The organism is Ruegeria sp. I3 (assembly GCF_056532525.1).
This window is the reverse complement of the sequence record NZ_JBQFNI010000008.1, coordinates 84,607-101,925: the sequence shown is the minus strand read 5'-3', so window position 1 is coordinate 101,925 and position 17,319 is coordinate 84,607. Positions and strand designations below refer to the sequence as shown.

General features: G+C 57.6%; 17 protein-coding genes. 4 read left to right on the top strand and 13 right to left on the bottom strand.

Going from position 1 to position 17,319, the window contains the following annotated elements; translation table 11 throughout:
- Positions 1-58: 58 nt before the first annotated feature.
- Positions 59-538: a phosphoribosyl-AMP cyclohydrolase gene (locus tag ACR0L9_RS18225; protein WP_170636732.1), complete on the bottom strand. Its 480-nt coding sequence runs from the start codon at positions 536-538 to the stop codon at positions 59-61.
- 214 nt (positions 539-752) lie between these two features.
- Here ACR0L9_RS18225 and ACR0L9_RS18220 point away from each other — a divergent pair, with 214 nt between their 5' ends.
- The 3 genes from ACR0L9_RS18220 (at position 753) to ACR0L9_RS18210 (ending at position 3,322) form a co-directional block, all read left to right on the top strand.
- Positions 753-1,142 (top strand): hypothetical protein, encoded by a 390-nt coding sequence (locus ACR0L9_RS18220; protein ID WP_170399254.1) that lies wholly within the window; start codon positions 753-755, stop codon positions 1,140-1,142.
- A gap of 63 nt (positions 1,143-1,205) precedes the next feature.
- A complete protein-coding gene (locus tag ACR0L9_RS18215) occupies positions 1,206-2,588 on the top strand; it encodes a leucyl aminopeptidase family protein (RefSeq protein WP_480896349.1) in 1,383 nt (460 codons plus the stop codon).
- Positions 2,585-3,322 (top strand): C40 family peptidase, encoded by a 738-nt coding sequence (locus ACR0L9_RS18210; protein ID WP_480571701.1) that lies wholly within the window; start codon positions 2,585-2,587, stop codon positions 3,320-3,322. The genes ACR0L9_RS18215 and ACR0L9_RS18210 overlap by 4 nt, the downstream gene beginning before the upstream one ends.
- On the opposite strand, the gene ACR0L9_RS18205 is transcribed toward ACR0L9_RS18210, so the two are convergent.
- The 10 genes from ACR0L9_RS18205 to ACR0L9_RS18160 form a co-directional block, all read right to left on the bottom strand.
- Positions 3,319-3,669 (bottom strand): DUF2794 domain-containing protein, encoded by a 351-nt coding sequence (locus ACR0L9_RS18205; protein ID WP_170399260.1) that lies wholly within the window; start codon positions 3,667-3,669, stop codon positions 3,319-3,321. The genes ACR0L9_RS18210 and ACR0L9_RS18205 overlap by 4 nt on opposite strands.
- Positions 3,670-3,747: 78 nt before the next feature.
- Complete coding sequence (locus ACR0L9_RS18200; protein ID WP_480896348.1) at positions 3,748-5,412, bottom strand: ABC transporter permease; 1,665 nt, start codon at positions 5,410-5,412, stop codon at positions 3,748-3,750.
- Between the two features lie 106 nt (positions 5,413-5,518).
- Entirely contained in the window at positions 5,519-6,736 is a 1,218-nt protein-coding gene (locus ACR0L9_RS18195) for an acyl-CoA synthetase family protein (RefSeq protein WP_170426281.1), read from the bottom strand.
- A gap of 19 nt (positions 6,737-6,755) precedes the next feature.
- On the bottom strand, positions 6,756-7,589 hold the full coding sequence (locus ACR0L9_RS18190) for an ABC transporter ATP-binding protein (RefSeq protein WP_170399269.1): 834 nt from the start codon (positions 7,587-7,589) through the stop codon (positions 6,756-6,758).
- Between the two features lie 72 nt (positions 7,590-7,661).
- The gene (locus ACR0L9_RS18185) at positions 7,662-8,945 is read right to left on the bottom strand and encodes an ABC transporter substrate-binding protein (RefSeq protein WP_170408764.1); all 1,284 of its coding nucleotides are present in this window, start codon (positions 8,943-8,945) and stop codon (positions 7,662-7,664) included.
- A gap of 73 nt (positions 8,946-9,018) precedes the next feature.
- Positions 9,019-10,095, bottom strand: coding sequence for a branched-chain amino acid ABC transporter permease (locus tag ACR0L9_RS18180; RefSeq protein ID WP_480896347.1), 1,077 nt, complete (start codon positions 10,093-10,095; stop codon positions 9,019-9,021).
- Positions 10,096-10,098: 3 nt separating this feature from the next.
- Positions 10,099-10,356: a hypothetical protein gene (locus tag ACR0L9_RS18175; RefSeq protein WP_170408766.1), complete on the bottom strand. Its 258-nt coding sequence runs from the start codon at positions 10,354-10,356 to the stop codon at positions 10,099-10,101.
- 3 nt (positions 10,357-10,359) lie between these two features.
- On the bottom strand, positions 10,360-11,346 hold the full coding sequence (locus ACR0L9_RS18170) for a branched-chain amino acid ABC transporter permease (protein WP_170408767.1): 987 nt from the start codon (positions 11,344-11,346) through the stop codon (positions 10,360-10,362).
- 29 nt (positions 11,347-11,375) lie between these two features.
- On the bottom strand, positions 11,376-12,194 hold the full coding sequence (locus tag ACR0L9_RS18165; protein WP_170426283.1) for an ABC transporter ATP-binding protein: 819 nt from the start codon (positions 12,192-12,194) through the stop codon (positions 11,376-11,378).
- Positions 12,195-12,269: 75 nt separating this feature from the next.
- Positions 12,270-14,213, bottom strand: coding sequence for an AMP-binding protein (locus tag ACR0L9_RS18160; RefSeq protein WP_170613582.1), 1,944 nt, complete (start codon positions 14,211-14,213; stop codon positions 12,270-12,272).
- Positions 14,214-14,655: 442 nt separating this feature from the next.
- On the opposite strand from ACR0L9_RS18160, the gene ACR0L9_RS18155 reads away from it, so the two are divergent.
- Complete coding sequence (locus ACR0L9_RS18155) at positions 14,656-15,627, top strand: sterol desaturase family protein (RefSeq protein ID WP_480571689.1); 972 nt, start codon at positions 14,656-14,658, stop codon at positions 15,625-15,627.
- A 68-nt stretch (positions 15,628-15,695) separates the two neighbouring features.
- On the opposite strand, the gene mutT is transcribed toward ACR0L9_RS18155, so the two are convergent.
- Together mutT and argJ are read right to left on the bottom strand one after the other, a co-directional pair.
- A complete protein-coding gene (gene mutT, locus ACR0L9_RS18150; RefSeq protein ID WP_170399291.1) occupies positions 15,696-16,094 on the bottom strand; it encodes an 8-oxo-dGTP diphosphatase MutT in 399 nt (132 codons plus the stop codon).
- Positions 16,091-17,317, bottom strand: coding sequence for a bifunctional glutamate N-acetyltransferase/amino-acid acetyltransferase ArgJ (gene argJ, locus ACR0L9_RS18145; protein WP_170598547.1), 1,227 nt, complete (start codon positions 17,315-17,317; stop codon positions 16,091-16,093). The genes mutT and argJ overlap by 4 nt, the downstream gene beginning before the upstream one ends.
- Positions 17,318-17,319: the final 2 nt, after the last annotated feature.

Here is a 17,319-nt window from a genome sequence, read left to right as displayed (position 1 = left end):
CGGAAACATATCAAAAAATCGACGTAATTTCAGAGGCCCGATCGTATGGCCCGCAGGATCAGGCCGGTGGCTGGTAAGGCAGCGACGAATGGTGCAGCACGATGCGAAGCACTCCGTCAGCGTCTTTTTTGTAGCCGAAGCTTTTGTCGACTTGCGTTATGTTACCTTGGCTATCCGTCAGAATGACCTTGCCCATCCACATGGCGACATCGCCTTCGACGAAGCTGGCCGATGTCTCACTTGCCATTTCGCACCAACCCTTGATTCCGAAACCGCCATCAAGCGGAAATTCGGCATCGTGACCGACAAAATAGGCCAGTGCACCGTGGCGAGTCGGGCGAAAGGTTTGATCTCCGGATGCCATAGTTGGTTTGAACAGGACCGGACCCAGATTATAGCCGTATGCCGCATCCAGAACACCCTCGGCAACGGAACGGGCCGCATCGATCCCACCGTCTTCAAAAGCTTTGGAGATCGCAATCAACCCATCGCCCCAGGCGGTACGGGCAGCGGCCAGCTCGTCAGTGGTAATCGGCATGATCCTGTCCTTCTCTGTCCGGTTTCTATGGTACTGGCAGCAAGTGAGCGTCAACGCAAGAGGTGTGACCTGACTCTCGCCCAATTTTGCCCACAGAACCGCGTGGAAGCCTGAATTCTCAGAAAATTCGACCCATTCTTTTGAACCGGTGCAAGGTTTTGCAAAGTATTTTGCCGCCAATCTCTGACAGTGCCGTGGGGGCACTTCAATTGGGGTGAATGTGGTGGACAAGATTATCACACTGGAACAGAAAGAACCCGTGCGTCTGGACCCGGACCGCCTGAGCAGCCTGTACAATCAGCTCGGCGACACCAACGCGATGGACGTGCTGTGCCGCACGGTTGAAGAACTGGCGTTGCGGCTGTCGAATTGTGAACGGTTTTGGCGGCAACGCGATTGGGCCGGGCTGCGCAAATGCGCAAAATCTCTCGTGGCCATATCCGAGCAAATCGGCATGACAGCACTGGCACGTGTGGCAGGCGATGTAGCCTGTACTGTCGACGCTGGCGATGCGGTCGCGACAGGGGCGACTCTGAGCCGCCTGATCCGGGTGGGCGAGCGATCGCTGACTGCGGTCTGGGACCAGCAAGATCTATCCGTCTGAGGGGGGTTGCGAGTGCGCCGCAGACAGATAGTCTGGGCGAAAATCCAACCAGCCGAGACACGCATGACACTGTCCTTCGCCCCTGCCTCCGACCCATCGCTGCCACTACATGTGTTAGAGCAATCAGATTTTGAAAGCTGGCTGACCGATCAGCCGGATCATATCCGAGCTTGGGTTGCGGCCGATGGGTTTTCCGGAGCTCTGGGTCAAACACTTCTGGTGCCCGGCACAGATGGTAATCCGCAGTTTGCCTTGGCGGGATATGGCAGCGCGGCAAAACGGGTACGCAAGCGATTTCCGCTAGCCGCTGCCGCAGAATCGCTGCCCAAGGGCACCTATCATATCGCCTCGGGCGTTCCCGCAGATGTGCTTGAGGCTGAATGCCTGGGCTGGCTGATGACGGGGTATGCCTTTGATCGCTATGCAGCGCAAAGCCCGGCTAACGCCACGCTGATCGCGCCCGAGGGCGTAGATGCCCGGCGGATCGAAATCATGGCCAATGCCGAGGCATTGACACGGGATCTGGTCAACACACCCGCTTCGGACATGGGCCCGGTGCAATTACAACACGCGGTTGAGGCACTGGCACGGGAACACGGCGCAGACATCTCGGTCATCACAGGCGATGCGTTGCTGGAACAGAATTTTCCGATGATCCACGCGGTGGGGCGTGCTGCCGAACAGGCCCCGCGTCTGATCGAGATGAACTGGGGCGATCAAGGGCCAAAACTAACATTAGTTGGGAAAGGGGTCTGTTTCGATACCGGCGGCCTGAATCTGAAACCCGGTGCGTCGATGGGGTTGATGAAAAAAGATATGGGCGGAGCGGCCAATGTTCTGGGTCTGGCCCGTATGATCATGGTGCTGGATCTGAAGGTGCAATTACGGGTCCTGATCCCGGCGGTCGAAAACGCAGTAGCGGGCAATGCTTTCCGCCCCGGCGACATCCTGACGGCGCGTAATGGGCTAACGGTTGAGATCAACAACACTGATGCCGAGGGTCGGTTGGTGCTGGCCGATGCCCTTACTCTGGCGCATGAAGGGGCACCAAACCTGCTCATCTCGATGGCCACTTTGACTGGCGCGGCCCGGGTTGCATTGGGCGCTGATCTGGCCCCGTTTTATACCGATGACGACAAAGCCGCGGACGTGCTGGCGCGTGCTGGCCGGGCTGCCGCTGATCCGGTCTGGCGCATGCCTTTTCATGACCCCTATGAAGCGATGATCGAACCCGGCATCGCTAACCTCGACAATGCGCCTTCTGGTGGATTTGCAGGCTCTATCACCGCGGCACTGTTCCTGCGCCGGTTCGCTGCCGAAAGTCGCTATATGCATTTTGACATCTATTCGTGGCAACGCAGTAAGGAACCCGGTCGCAGCAAGGGTGGTTTGGGCCAAGGCCCGCGTGCCCTCCTGGGGGCTTTGCCAGAGATCCTTGGCCTATGACTCAGGCGCGCATCATTCAACCGGTCATAGACCTGCTGCGCCACCCTGACGGTCCGCGCGACCGGCAATTGTTGTTCGGCGACACGGTCACTGTTTTGGACGACCAAAACGGCTGGAGCAAGATCTCAGCCAGCAAGGACGGCTATACCGGATGGGTGGCGACGGACGATCTGGGACCAATTGAGCCACAGACTCACTGGATCGTCGCCGCTTCGACCCATGCCTATCAGAAGCCCGATATAAAAAGCCGCGATCTGACCTCTCTTAGCTTTGGCAGTAAAATCAGGGCTCTGTCTGAGGAGGGCGGGTTTCTGGAAACGCCAATCGGGTTCATTCCGGGGGTGCATGCCGTGCCCGCTTATTCCCTGCTGACCGATCCCGTTTCCGCGGCCGAACTTTTTCTCGGCACCCCTTATCTTTGGGGTGGTAACAGTCGATTCGGGCTGGATTGCTCGGGCCTCGTACAGCTCGCACTGCTCGCCTGCGGCGTCCCTTGTCCCGGAGACAGCGGCGATCAGGAACGCGAAGTTGGTGGATCGGTGCCCGAGGGCGATCCCGCACGGCGCGGAGACTTGCTGTTCTGGAAAGGCCATGTGGCCTGGGTTGCCGCCGAAAACCTTCTACTTCACGCCAACGCCTATCACATGGCCGTCGCGCTCGAACCGATGGATCAAGCGATTGCCCGGATCGCTGCCCAGGGTGACGGGCCGGTTACAGCGCACAAAAGGCTCTAATCCAGGTCAACCGCACGGATAAGCTTGCGTTCCAGAACCCTCAGAACCGCGCGCAGATCGTGCCCGCGCTTCAAAATACGCCCATCCATGCCGACCACGGAATACATGCCCTGACGTAGCCGCAGACGCGGGTGCTTCTCGACCCTGTAAATGGGATGTTCCGCCGTGCGCCGAAAGATCGAAAACACCGCCATATCCCGCAGGTTCGAGATTCCGTAGTCGCGCCATTCACCGGCAGCAACCATTCGGCCATAAACAGACAGGATTTGAGACATCTCGCGCCGGTCAAACGCGACCGGCATCTGGGCAGAGCCGGACCCGAACCGGCTGGGAGGCTGCATGTTCATATGACAAGCCTTGCCGGAAATCGCCGTCGAATCAAGCCCACTGGCATCAAGGTGTTGTATTTTTGGATCGCCCGCCCGCTATCTGCGCCCAACCTGACGGCAAATCAAGATCACCGGCAGCAACCCGACAGCCAGAATAACCAGCGACGGAACCGCTGCACCTTCAAGCCTCTCATCCGAGGCCAGACGATAGGCCTGCACTGCTAGCGTGTCGAAGTTAAAAGGCCGCATGATCAGGGTCGCGGGCAGCTCTTTCATCACATCCACAAAGACAATCAACAGTGCCGTCAGCAATGAAGGCGTAAGGATCGGCAGATGTACCCGGCGCAGCGTTCCTAACGGGGTTTGACCCAGTGACCGCGCGGCGGCATCCATATTGGCGTGAACGGTACTTTGCCCGCCCTCATAGGCGCTGAGCGCGGCGGCCAGAAAGCGCACCATATAGGCCGCGATCAGCAACCAGATGGATCCCGTGACCAGCAATCCGGTCGAGATATCAAAGGTCTGGCGCATCCACGCATCCAGTGCGTTGTCGAATCCCGCAAAGGGGACGATCAGCCCCACGGCAATCACGCCACCCGGCACCGCATAGCCCAACCGCGCCACATAAGCCGCCATGGCGGACCCGCGCCCGGGGCGCAGGCGTTGGAAGAATCCTATCGAAATCGCCGCGCTGACGGTGATAACCGCCGCAGTCCCCGCCAGTGTCAGCGAGTTCTGTATGAACCCGATATATCGGCGCGACAGCAGGTTCTGCTCGGATTCCAACCCCATCTGCACCAGGATAACCACAGGCAGAAGGAATCCGAACAGAACGGGAATTGCGCATAGCAGAAATGCCGCAAGTGATTGCCATCCCTTGAGTTGCGCCGCTGGCAGACGTGCGTGGCGCTTGCCTGCCTGATAGTATTTGGCTTTGCCGCGCTGTGTCCGCTCGGCCACGGCCATGACAAGCGCAAAACCCAACAGACAAAGGGCGAGTTGCGCCGCAGCAGCGCGATCAGCCATGGAAAACCAGCTTGTGTAGATGCCAGTGGCAAAAGTCTGCACTCCGAAATAGGCGACTGTGCCGAAATCGGCGATGGTTTCCATAACCGCCAGCAAGACGCCCCCCGCAATCGCCGGTCGTGCCATCGGCAGGGATACGCGCCAAAAGGCATGCCAGGGGCCATTGCCCAGCGCCCGGGCCGCCAGAAAGGCCGTGGCGCTTTGCTGCAGAAATGCCGCGCGCGCCAGCAAATAGACATAGGGATACAACACCAGGATCAACATCACCGCCGCGCCCTCGGTCGAGCGAATCTCGGGGAACCAATAGTCGCGCGGGCCCCAGCCGGTCACATCCCGCAGCGTGGTCTGAACGATTCCGGGGTGATCCAGAATGAAGGTATAGGCATAGGCCAGCACATAAGCCGGAAAGGCCAGCGGCAGGACCAGAGCGATTTCCAGCCACCGCACTCCGGGAAAGCGGGTCATCGTGACCAGCCACGCAGCGCCGACGCCAATCGAAAACGTCCCTGCTGCGACCAGCACCACCAGGATCACCGTGGTCAGCGCATAGCCAGGCAAAACAGTCTCTAACAAATGGGAAATTGTGTCGGTGCCACCGGTCACCGCCGCTAGAACAACCGCCACCATTGGCAACAGACAAGCGGCCGCCACGACATAGGCAATGCCGCCCACAAAGCGTGTGCCTAGGGCGCCGCGGTTATGCGTTCCGTGTTCTGAATATTCGACTTCGGCCATCGCGTCTGACTGAGAATCCCATAGGGTCTGCCTTTAATCGACTAAAACTCTAAGAAACACCAGTGGGCCCACTAACAAAAACTGCGGCAATGTTTGCCGCAGATCCCTATTCATAAACGCGCTGATCCTCGATCACCAAGCCATCTTTGGGCAAAGAGCCCGGCGCCACAACTTCAATCGCGCCTTTCAGTTTCAGGACTTCGACCACCGATTTTGCATAGGCACCATCGTTCTCGCAGGGGCTTTCGATCTGAACGGTCATGGTATCCATCTCGCCCTGTCGCGCCGCAATGACACGCGCCTTGACGATTTCATCATGCTTGTCGACCAGCGCGGCCACCTGTTCGGGACGGACGAACATGCCCTTGATCTTGGTGGTCTGATCGGCGCGACCCATCCAGCCTTTGATACGCATATTTGTGCGCCCGCACGGAGACTCTCCGGGCATGATCGCCGACAGATCGCCGGTGGCAAAACGGATCAACGGGTAATCGGGGTTCAGCGTGGTCACAACCACCTCACCTACTTCACCAGGTGCAACCGGGGTTCCTGTGCCGGGGGTGACGATCTCAACGATCACGTGTTCGTCGATGATCATACCCTCCATCGCAGGGCTTTCATAAGCTATGTTGCCCAGATCAGCGGTCGCGTAGCATTGCAGGCAGACGATGCCCCGATCGGCGTAATCCTGTCGTAGGCTAGGAAACAGCGCCCCGCCACCCACAACGGCCTTGGAAAATTTCAGCGCGACGCCCATGGCTTCGGCTTTATCAAGTATGACTTTCAGATAGTCGGGCGTACCTGCATATGCGGTGCAACCCACATCGCGCGCAGCGGTCACCTGCAACTCGGTCTGACCTGTACCTGCAGGCAGGACCGACGCGCCAACGGCCTGCGCGCCGCTTTCAAAGATCATGCCCGCGGGGGTGAGGTGATAGCCAAAACAGTTCTGAACGATATCGCCCGGACCAACCCCTGCAGCATTCAGGAACCGGCCCATGCGCCACCAGTCGTGATCAGTGCTGCCGGGTTCATAGATTGGCCCCGGAGATTGAAAGACATGCTGGAAATTCCGCGCCGGTTTGACGGTGAACCCTCCAAACGGAGGCCGGGTGCCCTGCGCCTTTGTCAGATCGGATTTTCGCAGAACCGGCAGTTGTGCCAGCGCCTGCATGTCTGTCACTGTGCCGGCGTCCACGTTGGACAGGATGCCGGCATATCCGGGCGCTTTTTGCGCGCGGGCAATCTGTTCTGGCAAGGCGCGCGCGTGATCAGCGGTGCGCTCGTCAGCGGATCGGGTTTCAAGCTTATCAAAATAGGTCATTGAAATATCCTCCACCCGCTTACAGCCATCTCTTGCGGCGGCGGTATGAGCGCACGTCTCGAAAGCTCTTGCGGCCTTCGTCAGACATGCCGAGATAAAATTCCTTTACGTCCGGGTTTTCGCGCAATTCAGCGGCGGGGCCGTCCATCACCACGCGGCCAGATTCCAGAATATAACCGTAATGAGCAAACCTTAGAGCCACATTTGTGTTCTGCTCAGCCAGCAGGAAGGACACGCCTTCCTTCTCGTTCAGGTCCCTTACGATGCCAAAAATCTCTTCGACAAGTTGCGGGGCTAGACCCATTGAGGGTTCATCAAGAAGGATGGTCTCGGGGCGCGACATCAGAGCCCTGCCCATCGCAACCATCTGCTGCTCACCGCCCGAAGTATAACCGGCCTGACTACGACGGCGTTCCTTCAAGCGTGGGAAGTAATTGTAAACCAGTTCCAGGTCCTGCTGGATCGCGGCAGACCCGTCCTTACGGGTATAGGCACCGGTCAGCAGATTTTCTTCGACTGTGAGGTGTTCGAAACAGTGGCGGCCTTCCATGACTTGAATGACGCCCTTCTCCACCAAGGCAGCCGGGTCGCTTTCATGCACGCCCTCGCCGCGATATTTAATCGAGCCTTTGGTGACCTCGCCCCGTTCCGAATGCAGCAAGTTCGACACGGCCTTCAAAGTGGTTGTCTTGCCCGCACCATTGCCACCCAGTAGGGCTGTGATGCCGCCCTTGGGCACAGTCAGGCTGACGCCTTTCAGAACAAGGATCACATGGTTGTAGATCACCTCGATATTGTTGACCTCAAGCAGGGTTTCCGCCTGCACGTCAGTGGTTTGTGCCGCATCCAACATCAGTGCGTGTCCTTGTGCGAGTGTGGGGTTCGGGGCGGCAGCGATCCGCCGCCCCGTTTGGTTCAGAGCACCTTATTCGCAGCGCTGAGAAATATTGTTCTCAGCAGCATATGCGCCCGAGTCTTCGTCGATCAGTGCGTTGATGACCTCAGCGTCAGTCGGTTCGAAGCCCTGAATCGAGTTCCAGGTACCCGCCGCTGCATCCCACTGAACAACGCCGACAAGGCCTGGGCCGCCGTGGTTTTCGCATGAGACCGCGAATTCAGGTCCGAAACCGGCCATACCCAACGCTTCCATCTTGGCGTTGGTGATCTCCAGCGCCTCCATGCCATCGCGCATCATCGATGCGTCGATTTCGGCAGTGCCGTGCATCTCTTGCGCGGTTTTCACTGCTTCTGCGGCCAGCATCGCAGCATAGAGGCCGCGGTTGTACTGCACCGTACCCAGTTGATCACCGGCGCCTGCAGCTTTGCCCGCATCGACGACATATTTCTTCAGGTCGTCATAGACAGGATAGTCGTCGCCCAGACCGGTGAAGGTCAGCGCTTTGTAACCGGTGGCCTTATCACCCGCAGGCTCAACATCAAACTCGGCCCCGGACCACCAGACGCCGATGAAGTTCTCCATCGGGAAGCGGATATTGGCGGCTTCTTGCACGGCGACCTGGTTCATCACGCCCCAGCCCCACATGATCACATAGTCGGGCTTTTCCCGGCGGATTTGCAGCCACTGCGACTTCTGCTCCTGACCGGGGTGGTCGACCGGCAGCAGGGTCAGGTCATAGCCATGTTTTTCAGCCAGTGTTTCCAGCGTACGGATCGGTTCCTTGCCATAGGCCGAGTTGTGATAGACCAGCGCGATCTTCTTGCCGCTCAAGTCGCCACCGTTTTCGTCCAGCAGATAGTTGATCGCGCCCGACGCCCCGTTCCAGTAGTTGGCAGGATAGTTGAACACGTTGCTGAACACCTTACCGTTCGCCGCCGAGGTGCGGCCATAACCCATTGTGTGCAGCGGAATGCCGTCTGCGGTCACTTTAGGGATCAACTGATAGGTGATGCCGGTGGACAGGGGCTGATAGACCAAAGCACCTTCGCCCTTGGTCGATTCATAACATTCCACGCCTTTTTCCGTGTTATATCCGGTCTCGCATTCGATCACGTTGGCCGCAACACCGCCGATACCGCCATCGCGTTCGTTCAGCAGTGTGAAGTAGTCGGCATATCCGTCCGCAAATGGGATACCGCCGGCCGCATAAGGCCCGGTCCGGTAACTGAGCGACGGGAATACGAGGTCGGCCATGACCGGACCTGCGGCCATCACGGCGCCCAGCGCCAGGGTTGCCAGTTTCTTTTTCATCGGGTGTCTCCTCCCTTGGTTGATCCGATGTTGGGTTTCGGGTTTCACACCCTTCTTTTCGTTGGGCCGGTCCTTAGTGCGGGAACGGCCAGAGTCTGAGTTTCTCTTTCGCCACACGCCAAAGCTGCGCCAGACCGTGCGGTTCGAGGATCAGGAACATGATGATCAGAGCACCGACGATGACGAGGTTCAGGTGCGCCACGATATCTGTGGGCCAGCCCAGCAGATCGACGCCAAGCAGTTTCAAAACGACTGGCAGCAACACGAGGAAGGCGGCACCGGCAAAGGATCCAAAAATAGACCCTAATCCGCCGATAATCACCATGAACAGCACCAGGAACGATTTTTGAATGCCGAACACTTCTCCAACCTCGACCGCGCCCAGATAGACCGCAAAGAACAGCGCCCCGGCGATGCCCACAAAGAACGAGCTGACGGCAAAAGCTGTCAGCTTGGCCTTGAGCGGGTTCACCCCGATGATCTCGGCCGCGATGTCCATGTCGCGGATTGCCATCCAGGTACGACCAGTGGTGCCGCGGGTCAGGTTACGCGCGATGATCGCGCAGACGGTCAGGAAGATCAGGCAGAACAGATAAGTCGCCCATGCCGGAGCATTCGGGCCGGTGATGATGATCCCAAATACGTCGCGTTCCGGTGCATTGATCTGACCCGAAGCCGAATAGTTGTAGAACCACGGCACCCGGTTGAACAGCCACACCAGAAAGAACTGCGCCGCCAGCGTCGCCACCGCCAGATAGAACCCCTTGATCCGCAAGGAGGGCAAGCCGAACAACACGCCCACGATGGCCGTGATCCCGCCTGCCAGCAGCACATGAATGAACATGCTGACATCCGGAAACGCTGTCATCAGTTTGTAGCAGGCATAAGCCCCCACCGCCATGAACCCGCCGGTGCCCAGCGAAACCTGTCCGCAATAGCCCACCAGGATGTTCAGCCCAATCGCCGCAATCGCATAGATCAGGAACGGCAGCAGCAGCGCGTTGGCCCAATAATCGTTGATGATGAACGGAATAATACCGAACGCCACCGCCAGAACGGCATAGTACCGATACCGGTCAAACTTGATCGGGAAAGTCTGGCTGTCGGCGATATATGAGGTTTTGAAATCCCCGGCCTCACGATAGAACATATCTTACTTTCCCCATTCTTCCTGCGCCCGATTGCGGGCGGCGGCGTCCAGTTGATTGGACCCTTTGGCATATCCGGTGGCCTCGGAAGCGCGCACCAGTTTCATGTAAGCCAGGATGCCCATGACCAGCCCGGCAAAGGCCAGAATTACAGCGATCACAAGTTGGCCCTCGGTCAGATCGCTCGATGTCAGGGCGATGTAGCCGAAAGCCCAAAACCCCGCCCATGCGATCACGTTGATGATGGCAATCAGCTTGGTCACGCCCTACACCCTCTCGATGATCTTCTCGCCGAACAGGCCCTGAGGTCGGAACACGAGGAATATCAGCGCCAATACATAGGCAAACCAGTTCTCAGTCGCACCGCCAACCATTGGGCCGATGGCGAACTCGAACAGTTTCTCACCCACACCGATGATCAGGCCACCGACGATGGCTCCGGGGATCGAGGTGAACCCGCCTAGCATCAGCACCGGCAGCGCCTTCAGCGCGATCAGCGACAGCGAGAACTGAACGCCCGATTTGGTGCCCCACATGATGCCCGCGACCAGCGCCACAAACCCGGCGACCGACCAGACCATGATCCAGATGAAGTTCAGCGAAATCCCGACCGATAGCGCCGCCTGATGGTCATCCGCCACCGCACGCATCGCCCGACCCTGCTTGGTGTACTGGCTGAACGCGACCAGAGCCGCCACCAGAAGTGCTGCGATGATCGTGGCCACGATGTCCAGATTGTCGATGAAGAAACCGTAGTCGAAGATATTAAAGGTCGTCTCGTCAATCCACAGGTTGATACCCTGCGGCAGACCCACATCCAGCGTCTTGATCTCGGACCCCCACATCAGGTCGGCGACGCCCTCAAGGAAATAGGCCAGACCAATGGTCGCCATGAACAGGATGATCGGCTCTTGCCCGACCAGATGGCGCATGACGAACCGTTGCACGCACCAGGCCAGCAACACCATCACGGCCATGGTCAGAATAATCGCAAGCAACGCGGGCACATTCCAACCAAAATTATAGACGTGCGTGCCGAAAGTCGCGTTGATCAGGTGCGCAAAAGGCACCTGCCCGTTCATGATTCCGACCAGCGTCATCGCCGCAAACAGGGCCATAACCCCTTGGGCATAATTGAAAATCCCCGACGCCTTGTAGATCAACACAAAGCCCAGCGCGACCAGCGCATACAGCACCCCAGCCATCAGACCGTTGAGGATGACCTCCATCGCGAAGATTAATTGTTCAGGCATGCCAGCCCCTCCCCAATTCTGCCCGGACCTCAGTCATGGCTGACCCCCAAATAGGCATCAATGACTTCTTGGTTGTTGCGCACCTCATCCGGGGTGCCGTCACCAATCTTTTTGCCGTAATCCATCACAACCACACGGTCGCTCAGATCCATTACCACGCCCATATCGTGCTCGATCAGCGCAATCGTGGTGCCAAACTCGTCATTCACGTCGAGGATAAAGCGGCTCATGTCCTCTTTCTCTTCGACGTTCATCCCGGCCATCGGCTCATCCAGCAGCAGCAATTTCGGTTCCGCTGCCAGCGCGCGCGCCAGTTCGACCCGTTTCTTCAACCCGTAAGGCAACCGGGACACCGGCGTTTTGCGGATGTGCTGAATCTCAAGGAAATCAATGATCTTCTCGACCGCCTCGCGATTCTCGGTCTCTTCTGCCTCGGCCTTACCCTTCCACAGCGCCTGCTGAAGAATATTGGTCTTCATAAAACCCAAACGCCCGGTCATGACGTTGTCCAGAACGCTCATCCCTTCAAACAAGGCAATGTTCTGGAACGTCCGCGCGATCCCTTGCTGGGCTACTTCAAAGGGCCGCATCGGCGGGCGTTTGGCACCGTGAAACCAAACCTCACCCTCTTGCGGAACATAAAAGCCCGAGATCACATTCAGCATCGAGGACTTACCCGCCCCGTTCGGCCCGATGATCGCACGGATCTCACCTTCACGGATGTCGAACGAGATATCCTTGATCGCCACCACGCCGCCAAAGCGCAGGGTGATGTTCTTCATCTCCATCACCACACCGCCGATCTTGCGGCCGTCTTCGGTGACATATCCTTCGGAGTTATCCAGCATCAGAACCTCCCTGACACAAAAACGGGACGGCGGGCGGGGCGATGACCGCAGGTCGAGCGGCGCGCTTCAGCCCACTCATTCCGCCGCCACCTTGTGCTGCGCGACCGGAACCACTGGCGCATCGACAATTTCCAACGTCGCAGAAATCGATCCCTTACGACCATCTTCATAGGTCACTTCAGTCGTGGTCGAAACGCTCGACGACCCGTCATACAACGCCGCAATAATGTCGCTGAATTTGTCCTCGACAAACCCACGCCGCACCTTGCGGGTCCGAGTCATCTCGCCATCATCGGCATCCAGTTCCTTGTGCAGAACCACAAAGCGATGCACCTGACAGCCCGATAGCATTTCATCCGCCGCGACCGACTTGTTTACCTCTTCAACGTGGCTCCGAATCGTCTCTAACACACGAGGATGTCCCGCGAGTTCCTGATAGGACGCGTAGGCCACGTTGTTGCGTTCCGCCCAGTTTCCAACCGCTGTCAAATCGATATTGATGAAAGCCACGCATCGATCCTTGCCATTCCCGAACAGCACGACTTCAAGAATATCGGGATAGAACTTCAGCTTGTTCTCGACATATTTCGGCGCAAACATCGAACCATCAGCCATCTTGCCCACGTCTTTGGCACGATCAATGATCCGCAGATGGCCTGAATTCTCCTCGATGAACCCGGCATCCCCCGTCGCCACCCAACCTTCGGCATCCTTGGTCGAAGCCGTCGAATCCGGGTTGTTGTAATACTCGACGAACACGCCGGGTGAGCGGTAATGAATCTCGCCCTTATCATCGATCTTCAGCTCGACATCCGGCGCCGGAACACCAACCGTATCCGCCCGTACCTCGCCATCCGGCTGCACGGTGATGAACACGGTCGCTTCGGTCTGACCGTAAAGCTGCTTCAGGTTAATGCCCAAAGAGCGGTAGAAATCAAAGATTTCCGGCCCGATCGCTTCACCCGCCGTATAGCCCACACGGAACCGGCCATAGCCAAGCGTATCTTTCAGCGGGCCATAGACCAGCAAATTGCCCAGCGTGTATTTCAGCTTGTCGCCAAAGCCCACCGGCTTGCCGTCCAGCAACAGGCCACCCACCTTCTTGGCATGGGCCATGAAATAATGGAACATGCGCTGCTTCAGCTTGCCCGCATCCTCCATCCGGATCATCACATTGGTCAGCTGGGTCTCGAACACGCGCGGTGGAGCAAAGAAATAGGTCGGCCCGATCTCGCGCAGGTCGGTCATCATCGTATCGGCGCTTTCGGGGCAGTTCACACAGAAACTGCACCAGTAGGCCTGACCGATGGAGAATATGAAATCGCCGACCCAAGCCATCGGCAGGTAAGACAGGATGTCTTCGTTCCGGGTCAGATGATCGAATTCCGCCGAGTTCTTAGCGCTTTCGATAACATTGCGGTTCGACAGCACCACGCCCTTGGGCTTGCCCGTAGTGCCCGAGGTATAAAGCATAACGCAGGTATCATCGTAAGTGATCGCCGCAATGCGCTTGTCCAGTTCCGCATCAAACCGCGCGTGCCCCGCACTGCCCTCGGCCATGATGTCCTCAAGCGCGTTCATCTGCGAGTGGTCATACTTCCGCATCCCGCGCTTGTCGGTGTAGAGTATGTGTTTGACCTGATGCAGGTTTTCCTGAATTTCAATGACCTTGTCGACCTGCTCCTGATCACCGCAGACGACATATTTCGCACCGCAATGTTCCAGCACATAGGCCATCTCTTCGGCGACCGAATCCTGATACAGAGGCACCGGCACCGCGCCTACCATTTGAGCGGCAACCATCGACCAGTAATGGGCGGGACGGTTCCGACCAATCACAGCAATATGGTCACCCTTTTCAACGCCAAGTTCTAGAAACCCAAGCGCGATGGCACGGATTTCTTTGGCGGCTTCCGCCCAGGTCCAGCATTGCCAGATCCCGAATTCCTTTTCCCGATAGGCCGGGGCATCCCCGAACTGGGTCACATTGCGGTGTAATAGCGCCGGAAGAGAGTCCATCCCTTCAGCGCCCGACTGCGTCTGAGCCAATCTTTCTCTCCTCCCCATCCGACCCCTCCCCGGGCCGAAAATGGCGGGTTCGGGATGGTGCCCGAACGCCAATGCCCCGATAAGGGACGTCGTAACGATCAGCGTCAAGTTTTGCCTGATGTTTTCTCAATTCTTACGAATTGTAACAAGGAGGCTGGGTCAACCTTTCGAGTTGTACAAAACTTACATCCCTTTGAGTTGGGCGGTCCCGTCATAAAGCAGATCGCGACGGACCTATTGTCTTGTTGCCCGTGTTTAGCGGAAAGAACAAATCAAGATCACGAGTGGAGACTATAGGAACAGCAGCAGGGTTCGCTAAACGCAAAATTTAGCGATCTGTGAGGCGGGGTAGACGACTGGCAGAACGAAACAAAGCGTCATAATTCCGCCGGTTTTTTATGTGACAGGACTCATGTCGGAAAATACACGCGGGCGCGGTGCAATGGATCCATCAGAACTGGCTCAGATAGCCGTATCCAAGATCTCAGGCATTGTTGATAATGCAAACCTGCGGCATTTTTGGGTGTATATTCTGTGCGGAATGCTCATTGCTATCTATGCTCATAGGATTGGGGGAGATGACCGAAGGTTCCTTTCCGTCTTTTTCAGGAAAGAGGTTTGGCGATCCCGTTCGGCGTTTATCGACTACGTAATTCTCGTGCTTAATCCGGTCCTCTATGTGTTCGTACTCGATTGGATTGTGAGGACGCTTTGGAAATTGACGCCTGTAATCGCAGATGAGATCAGAACTCTGGGCGTAAATCTTCAAAATGATGAAGGTTCGGTTTGGGCCGCAATCGCACTGACCATTACGTTGTATCTGGTCAACGATTTCATGCGCTGGTGGTTGCACTATCTGCAACATAAGGTTCCGTTGCTCTGGGAATTCCACAAAATCCATCACTCAGCAGAACATTTGAACTTTGCGACAGCTGAACGGCACCACCCGTTCGATACTGTATTTTTCGTGTTCTGCACGGTAGGCGCAGCCGCGATAGTAAATGGTGTGTTTTGGGGCCTGTTTGGAGATCATCTGACGGTCTATCAAATTGGTGGGGCGAACGTCATTTTCTTTGCCTCCAACATTATCGGCGGTGTCCTGCGTCACAGTCCAGCATGGGTCAGCTTTGGCCCGCATGTCGAAAAATGGCTGATTTCGCCAGCCATGCATCAGATCCATCACTCAAGTGATCCCAAGCACTGGGATAAAAACATGGGTGGCGGGTTGGCAATCTGGGACAGGCTGGGCGGGACGCTCTATGTGCCTCAAGGCCGCGAAGACCTGCAGTTCGGTATCGGGCCGGAAACCAAAGATTATCGATCACTTTATGGCGTTTACGTTGAACCGGTGATGAAGGCAGCCCGGATTTTTCAGCGCAGCTGACCATTTTCGTGAAAGATAATCTGCCTGTCAGCCAGCCAGAGCTTTTGACAGTTTGCGCTGCTCCTGAACTACAACCAATCCCTCAGAACCGGGATCAACGGCACATCTGCCGCAGGCATCGGGTAGTTCCTCAGATCATTCGCACGCACCCATTTCAGCGCCTGACCTTCTTTCGATTGCGGAATCCCCTCCCATTTGCGGCAGGCAAATAGCGGCATAAGCAGATGGAAATCGTCATAGCTGTGGCTAGCAAAGGTCAGCGGGGCGAGGCACGAGGCCCAGGTGTCGATGCCCAGTTCCTCGTGCAATTCGCGGATCAGGGCGGCCTCGGGGGTTTCTCCGGGTTCGATCTTGCCGCCGGGGAATTCCCACAGACCGGCCATGGATTTGCCCTCGGGGCGTTGGGCCAGCAGGACGCGGCCCTCGATGTCGATCAGAGCGACAGCAGACACCAATACTGTCTTCACGAGCGATAATCCGCGTTGATTTCGATATAGCCGTGGGTCAGATCGCAGGTCCAGACGGTGGAAGCGCCCTGACCCAGTCCCAGATCGACTGCGATCACCAAATCCTGACCTTTCATATAGGCCGCAGCGTCTTCCTCGCGGTAGTCGGGGCTGACCCAGCCTTTTTCAGCCACAAGGATGTCTCCGAACGATATGCTCAAAAGGTCGCGGTCTGCAGCAGCACCGGATTTGCCGATGGCCATGACGATGCGGCCCCAATTCGGGTCCTCGCCCGCGATGGCGGTTTTGACCAGCGGGGAGTTGGCGATAGCCAGCCCGTGGGTTTTGGCATCAGCATCCGTGGCGGCGCCGGTCACACGAATTTCTACGAATTTCGTGGCCCCTTCGCCGTCGCGGACCACTTGCTGCGCAAGGTCCAACATCACTGTTTCCAGCGCTTGCGCGAAAGCGGCATTGCCGGTGGCATCGACGCCCGATGCCCCGGTGGCGCAAAGCAAGAGGCTGTCGGATGTCGAGGTATCGCTATCCACGGTGATGCAGTTGAAGGTCCGGTCGGTCTGCGCGCCCAGCATCGCTTGCAGCGCTGTTTGCTCGATCTGAGCGTCGGTGAAGATATAAACCAGCATCGTCGCCATATCGGGCGCGATCATGCCGGAACCCTTCGCTATCCCTGCAATAGAGACTGTTTGGCCGCCAATATCGACCTGCGCCGACGACCCCTTCGGGAAGGTGTCGGTGGTCATGATCGCGCGCGCCGCGTCCTCAATCGCGTGACGGCTGAGGCCCGCCTTCAACGCCTCAAGCTGTGCAACGATGCGGTCATGGGGCAGCGGCTCGCCGATGACACCGGTCGACGAGGTAAAAACCCGATCTACCGCGACTCCGGTAGCTTTGGAGACGGCTTGCGTCACCTCGGCCACTGAGGTCTGCCCGTAATGGCCGGTAAACGCATTGGCGTTGCCCGAATTCACAAGGATCGCTGCAGGCCCGTCGCGGGGCCCGCCGATCTTGTCCTGACAATCCAGAACGGGGGCCGCACGGGTGGCCGAGCGGGTGAACACCCCCGCCACCGAAGTGCCCGGATCAAGAACGGCCAGCATCACATCGGTGCGGCCTTGATATCGGACACCAGCCTCGACAGTGGCGAAGCGCACACCGTCGATCGCGGGCAATTCGGGGAAGGCCGCCGGGGCCAGCGGTGAAACCTTGGTTATCGTGGCCACGG

What these genes read in the sequence shown, in the direction of transcription:
- ACR0L9_RS18225 (WP_170636732.1), bottom strand. Translation starts at nt 538, where the DNA reads ATGCCGATTACCACTGACGAGCTGGCCGCTGCCCGTACCGCCTGGGGC.
- ACR0L9_RS18215 (WP_480896349.1), top strand. Translation starts at nt 1,206, where the DNA reads ATGACACTGTCCTTCGCCCCTGCCTCCGACCCATCGCTGCCACTACAT.
- ACR0L9_RS18210 (WP_480571701.1), top strand. Translation starts at nt 2,585, where the DNA reads ATGACTCAGGCGCGCATCATTCAACCGGTCATAGACCTGCTGCGCCAC.
- ACR0L9_RS18205 (WP_170399260.1), bottom strand. Translation starts at nt 3,669, where the DNA reads ATGAACATGCAGCCTCCCAGCCGGTTCGGGTCCGGCTCTGCCCAGATG.
- ACR0L9_RS18200 (WP_480896348.1), bottom strand. Translation starts at nt 5,412, where the DNA reads ATGGCCGAAGTCGAATATTCAGAACACGGAACGCATAACCGCGGCGCC.
- ACR0L9_RS18195 (WP_170426281.1), bottom strand. Translation starts at nt 6,736, where the DNA reads ATGACCTATTTTGATAAGCTTGAAACCCGATCCGCTGACGAGCGCACC.
- ACR0L9_RS18190 (WP_170399269.1), bottom strand. Translation starts at nt 7,589, where the DNA reads ATGTTGGATGCGGCACAAACCACTGACGTGCAGGCGGAAACCCTGCTT.
- ACR0L9_RS18185 (WP_170408764.1), bottom strand. Translation starts at nt 8,945, where the DNA reads ATGAAAAAGAAACTGGCAACCCTGGCGCTGGGCGCCGTGATGGCCGCA.
- ACR0L9_RS18180 (WP_480896347.1), bottom strand. Translation starts at nt 10,095, where the DNA reads ATGTTCTATCGTGAGGCCGGGGATTTCAAAACCTCATATATCGCCGAC.
- ACR0L9_RS18170 (WP_170408767.1), bottom strand. Translation starts at nt 11,346, where the DNA reads ATGCCTGAACAATTAATCTTCGCGATGGAGGTCATCCTCAACGGTCTG.
- ACR0L9_RS18165 (WP_170426283.1), bottom strand. Translation starts at nt 12,194, where the DNA reads ATGCTGGATAACTCCGAAGGATATGTCACCGAAGACGGCCGCAAGATC.
- ACR0L9_RS18160 (WP_170613582.1), bottom strand. Translation starts at nt 14,213, where the DNA reads ATGGACTCTCTTCCGGCGCTATTACACCGCAATGTGACCCAGTTCGGG.
- ACR0L9_RS18155 (WP_480571689.1), top strand. Translation starts at nt 14,656, where the DNA reads ATGTCGGAAAATACACGCGGGCGCGGTGCAATGGATCCATCAGAACTG.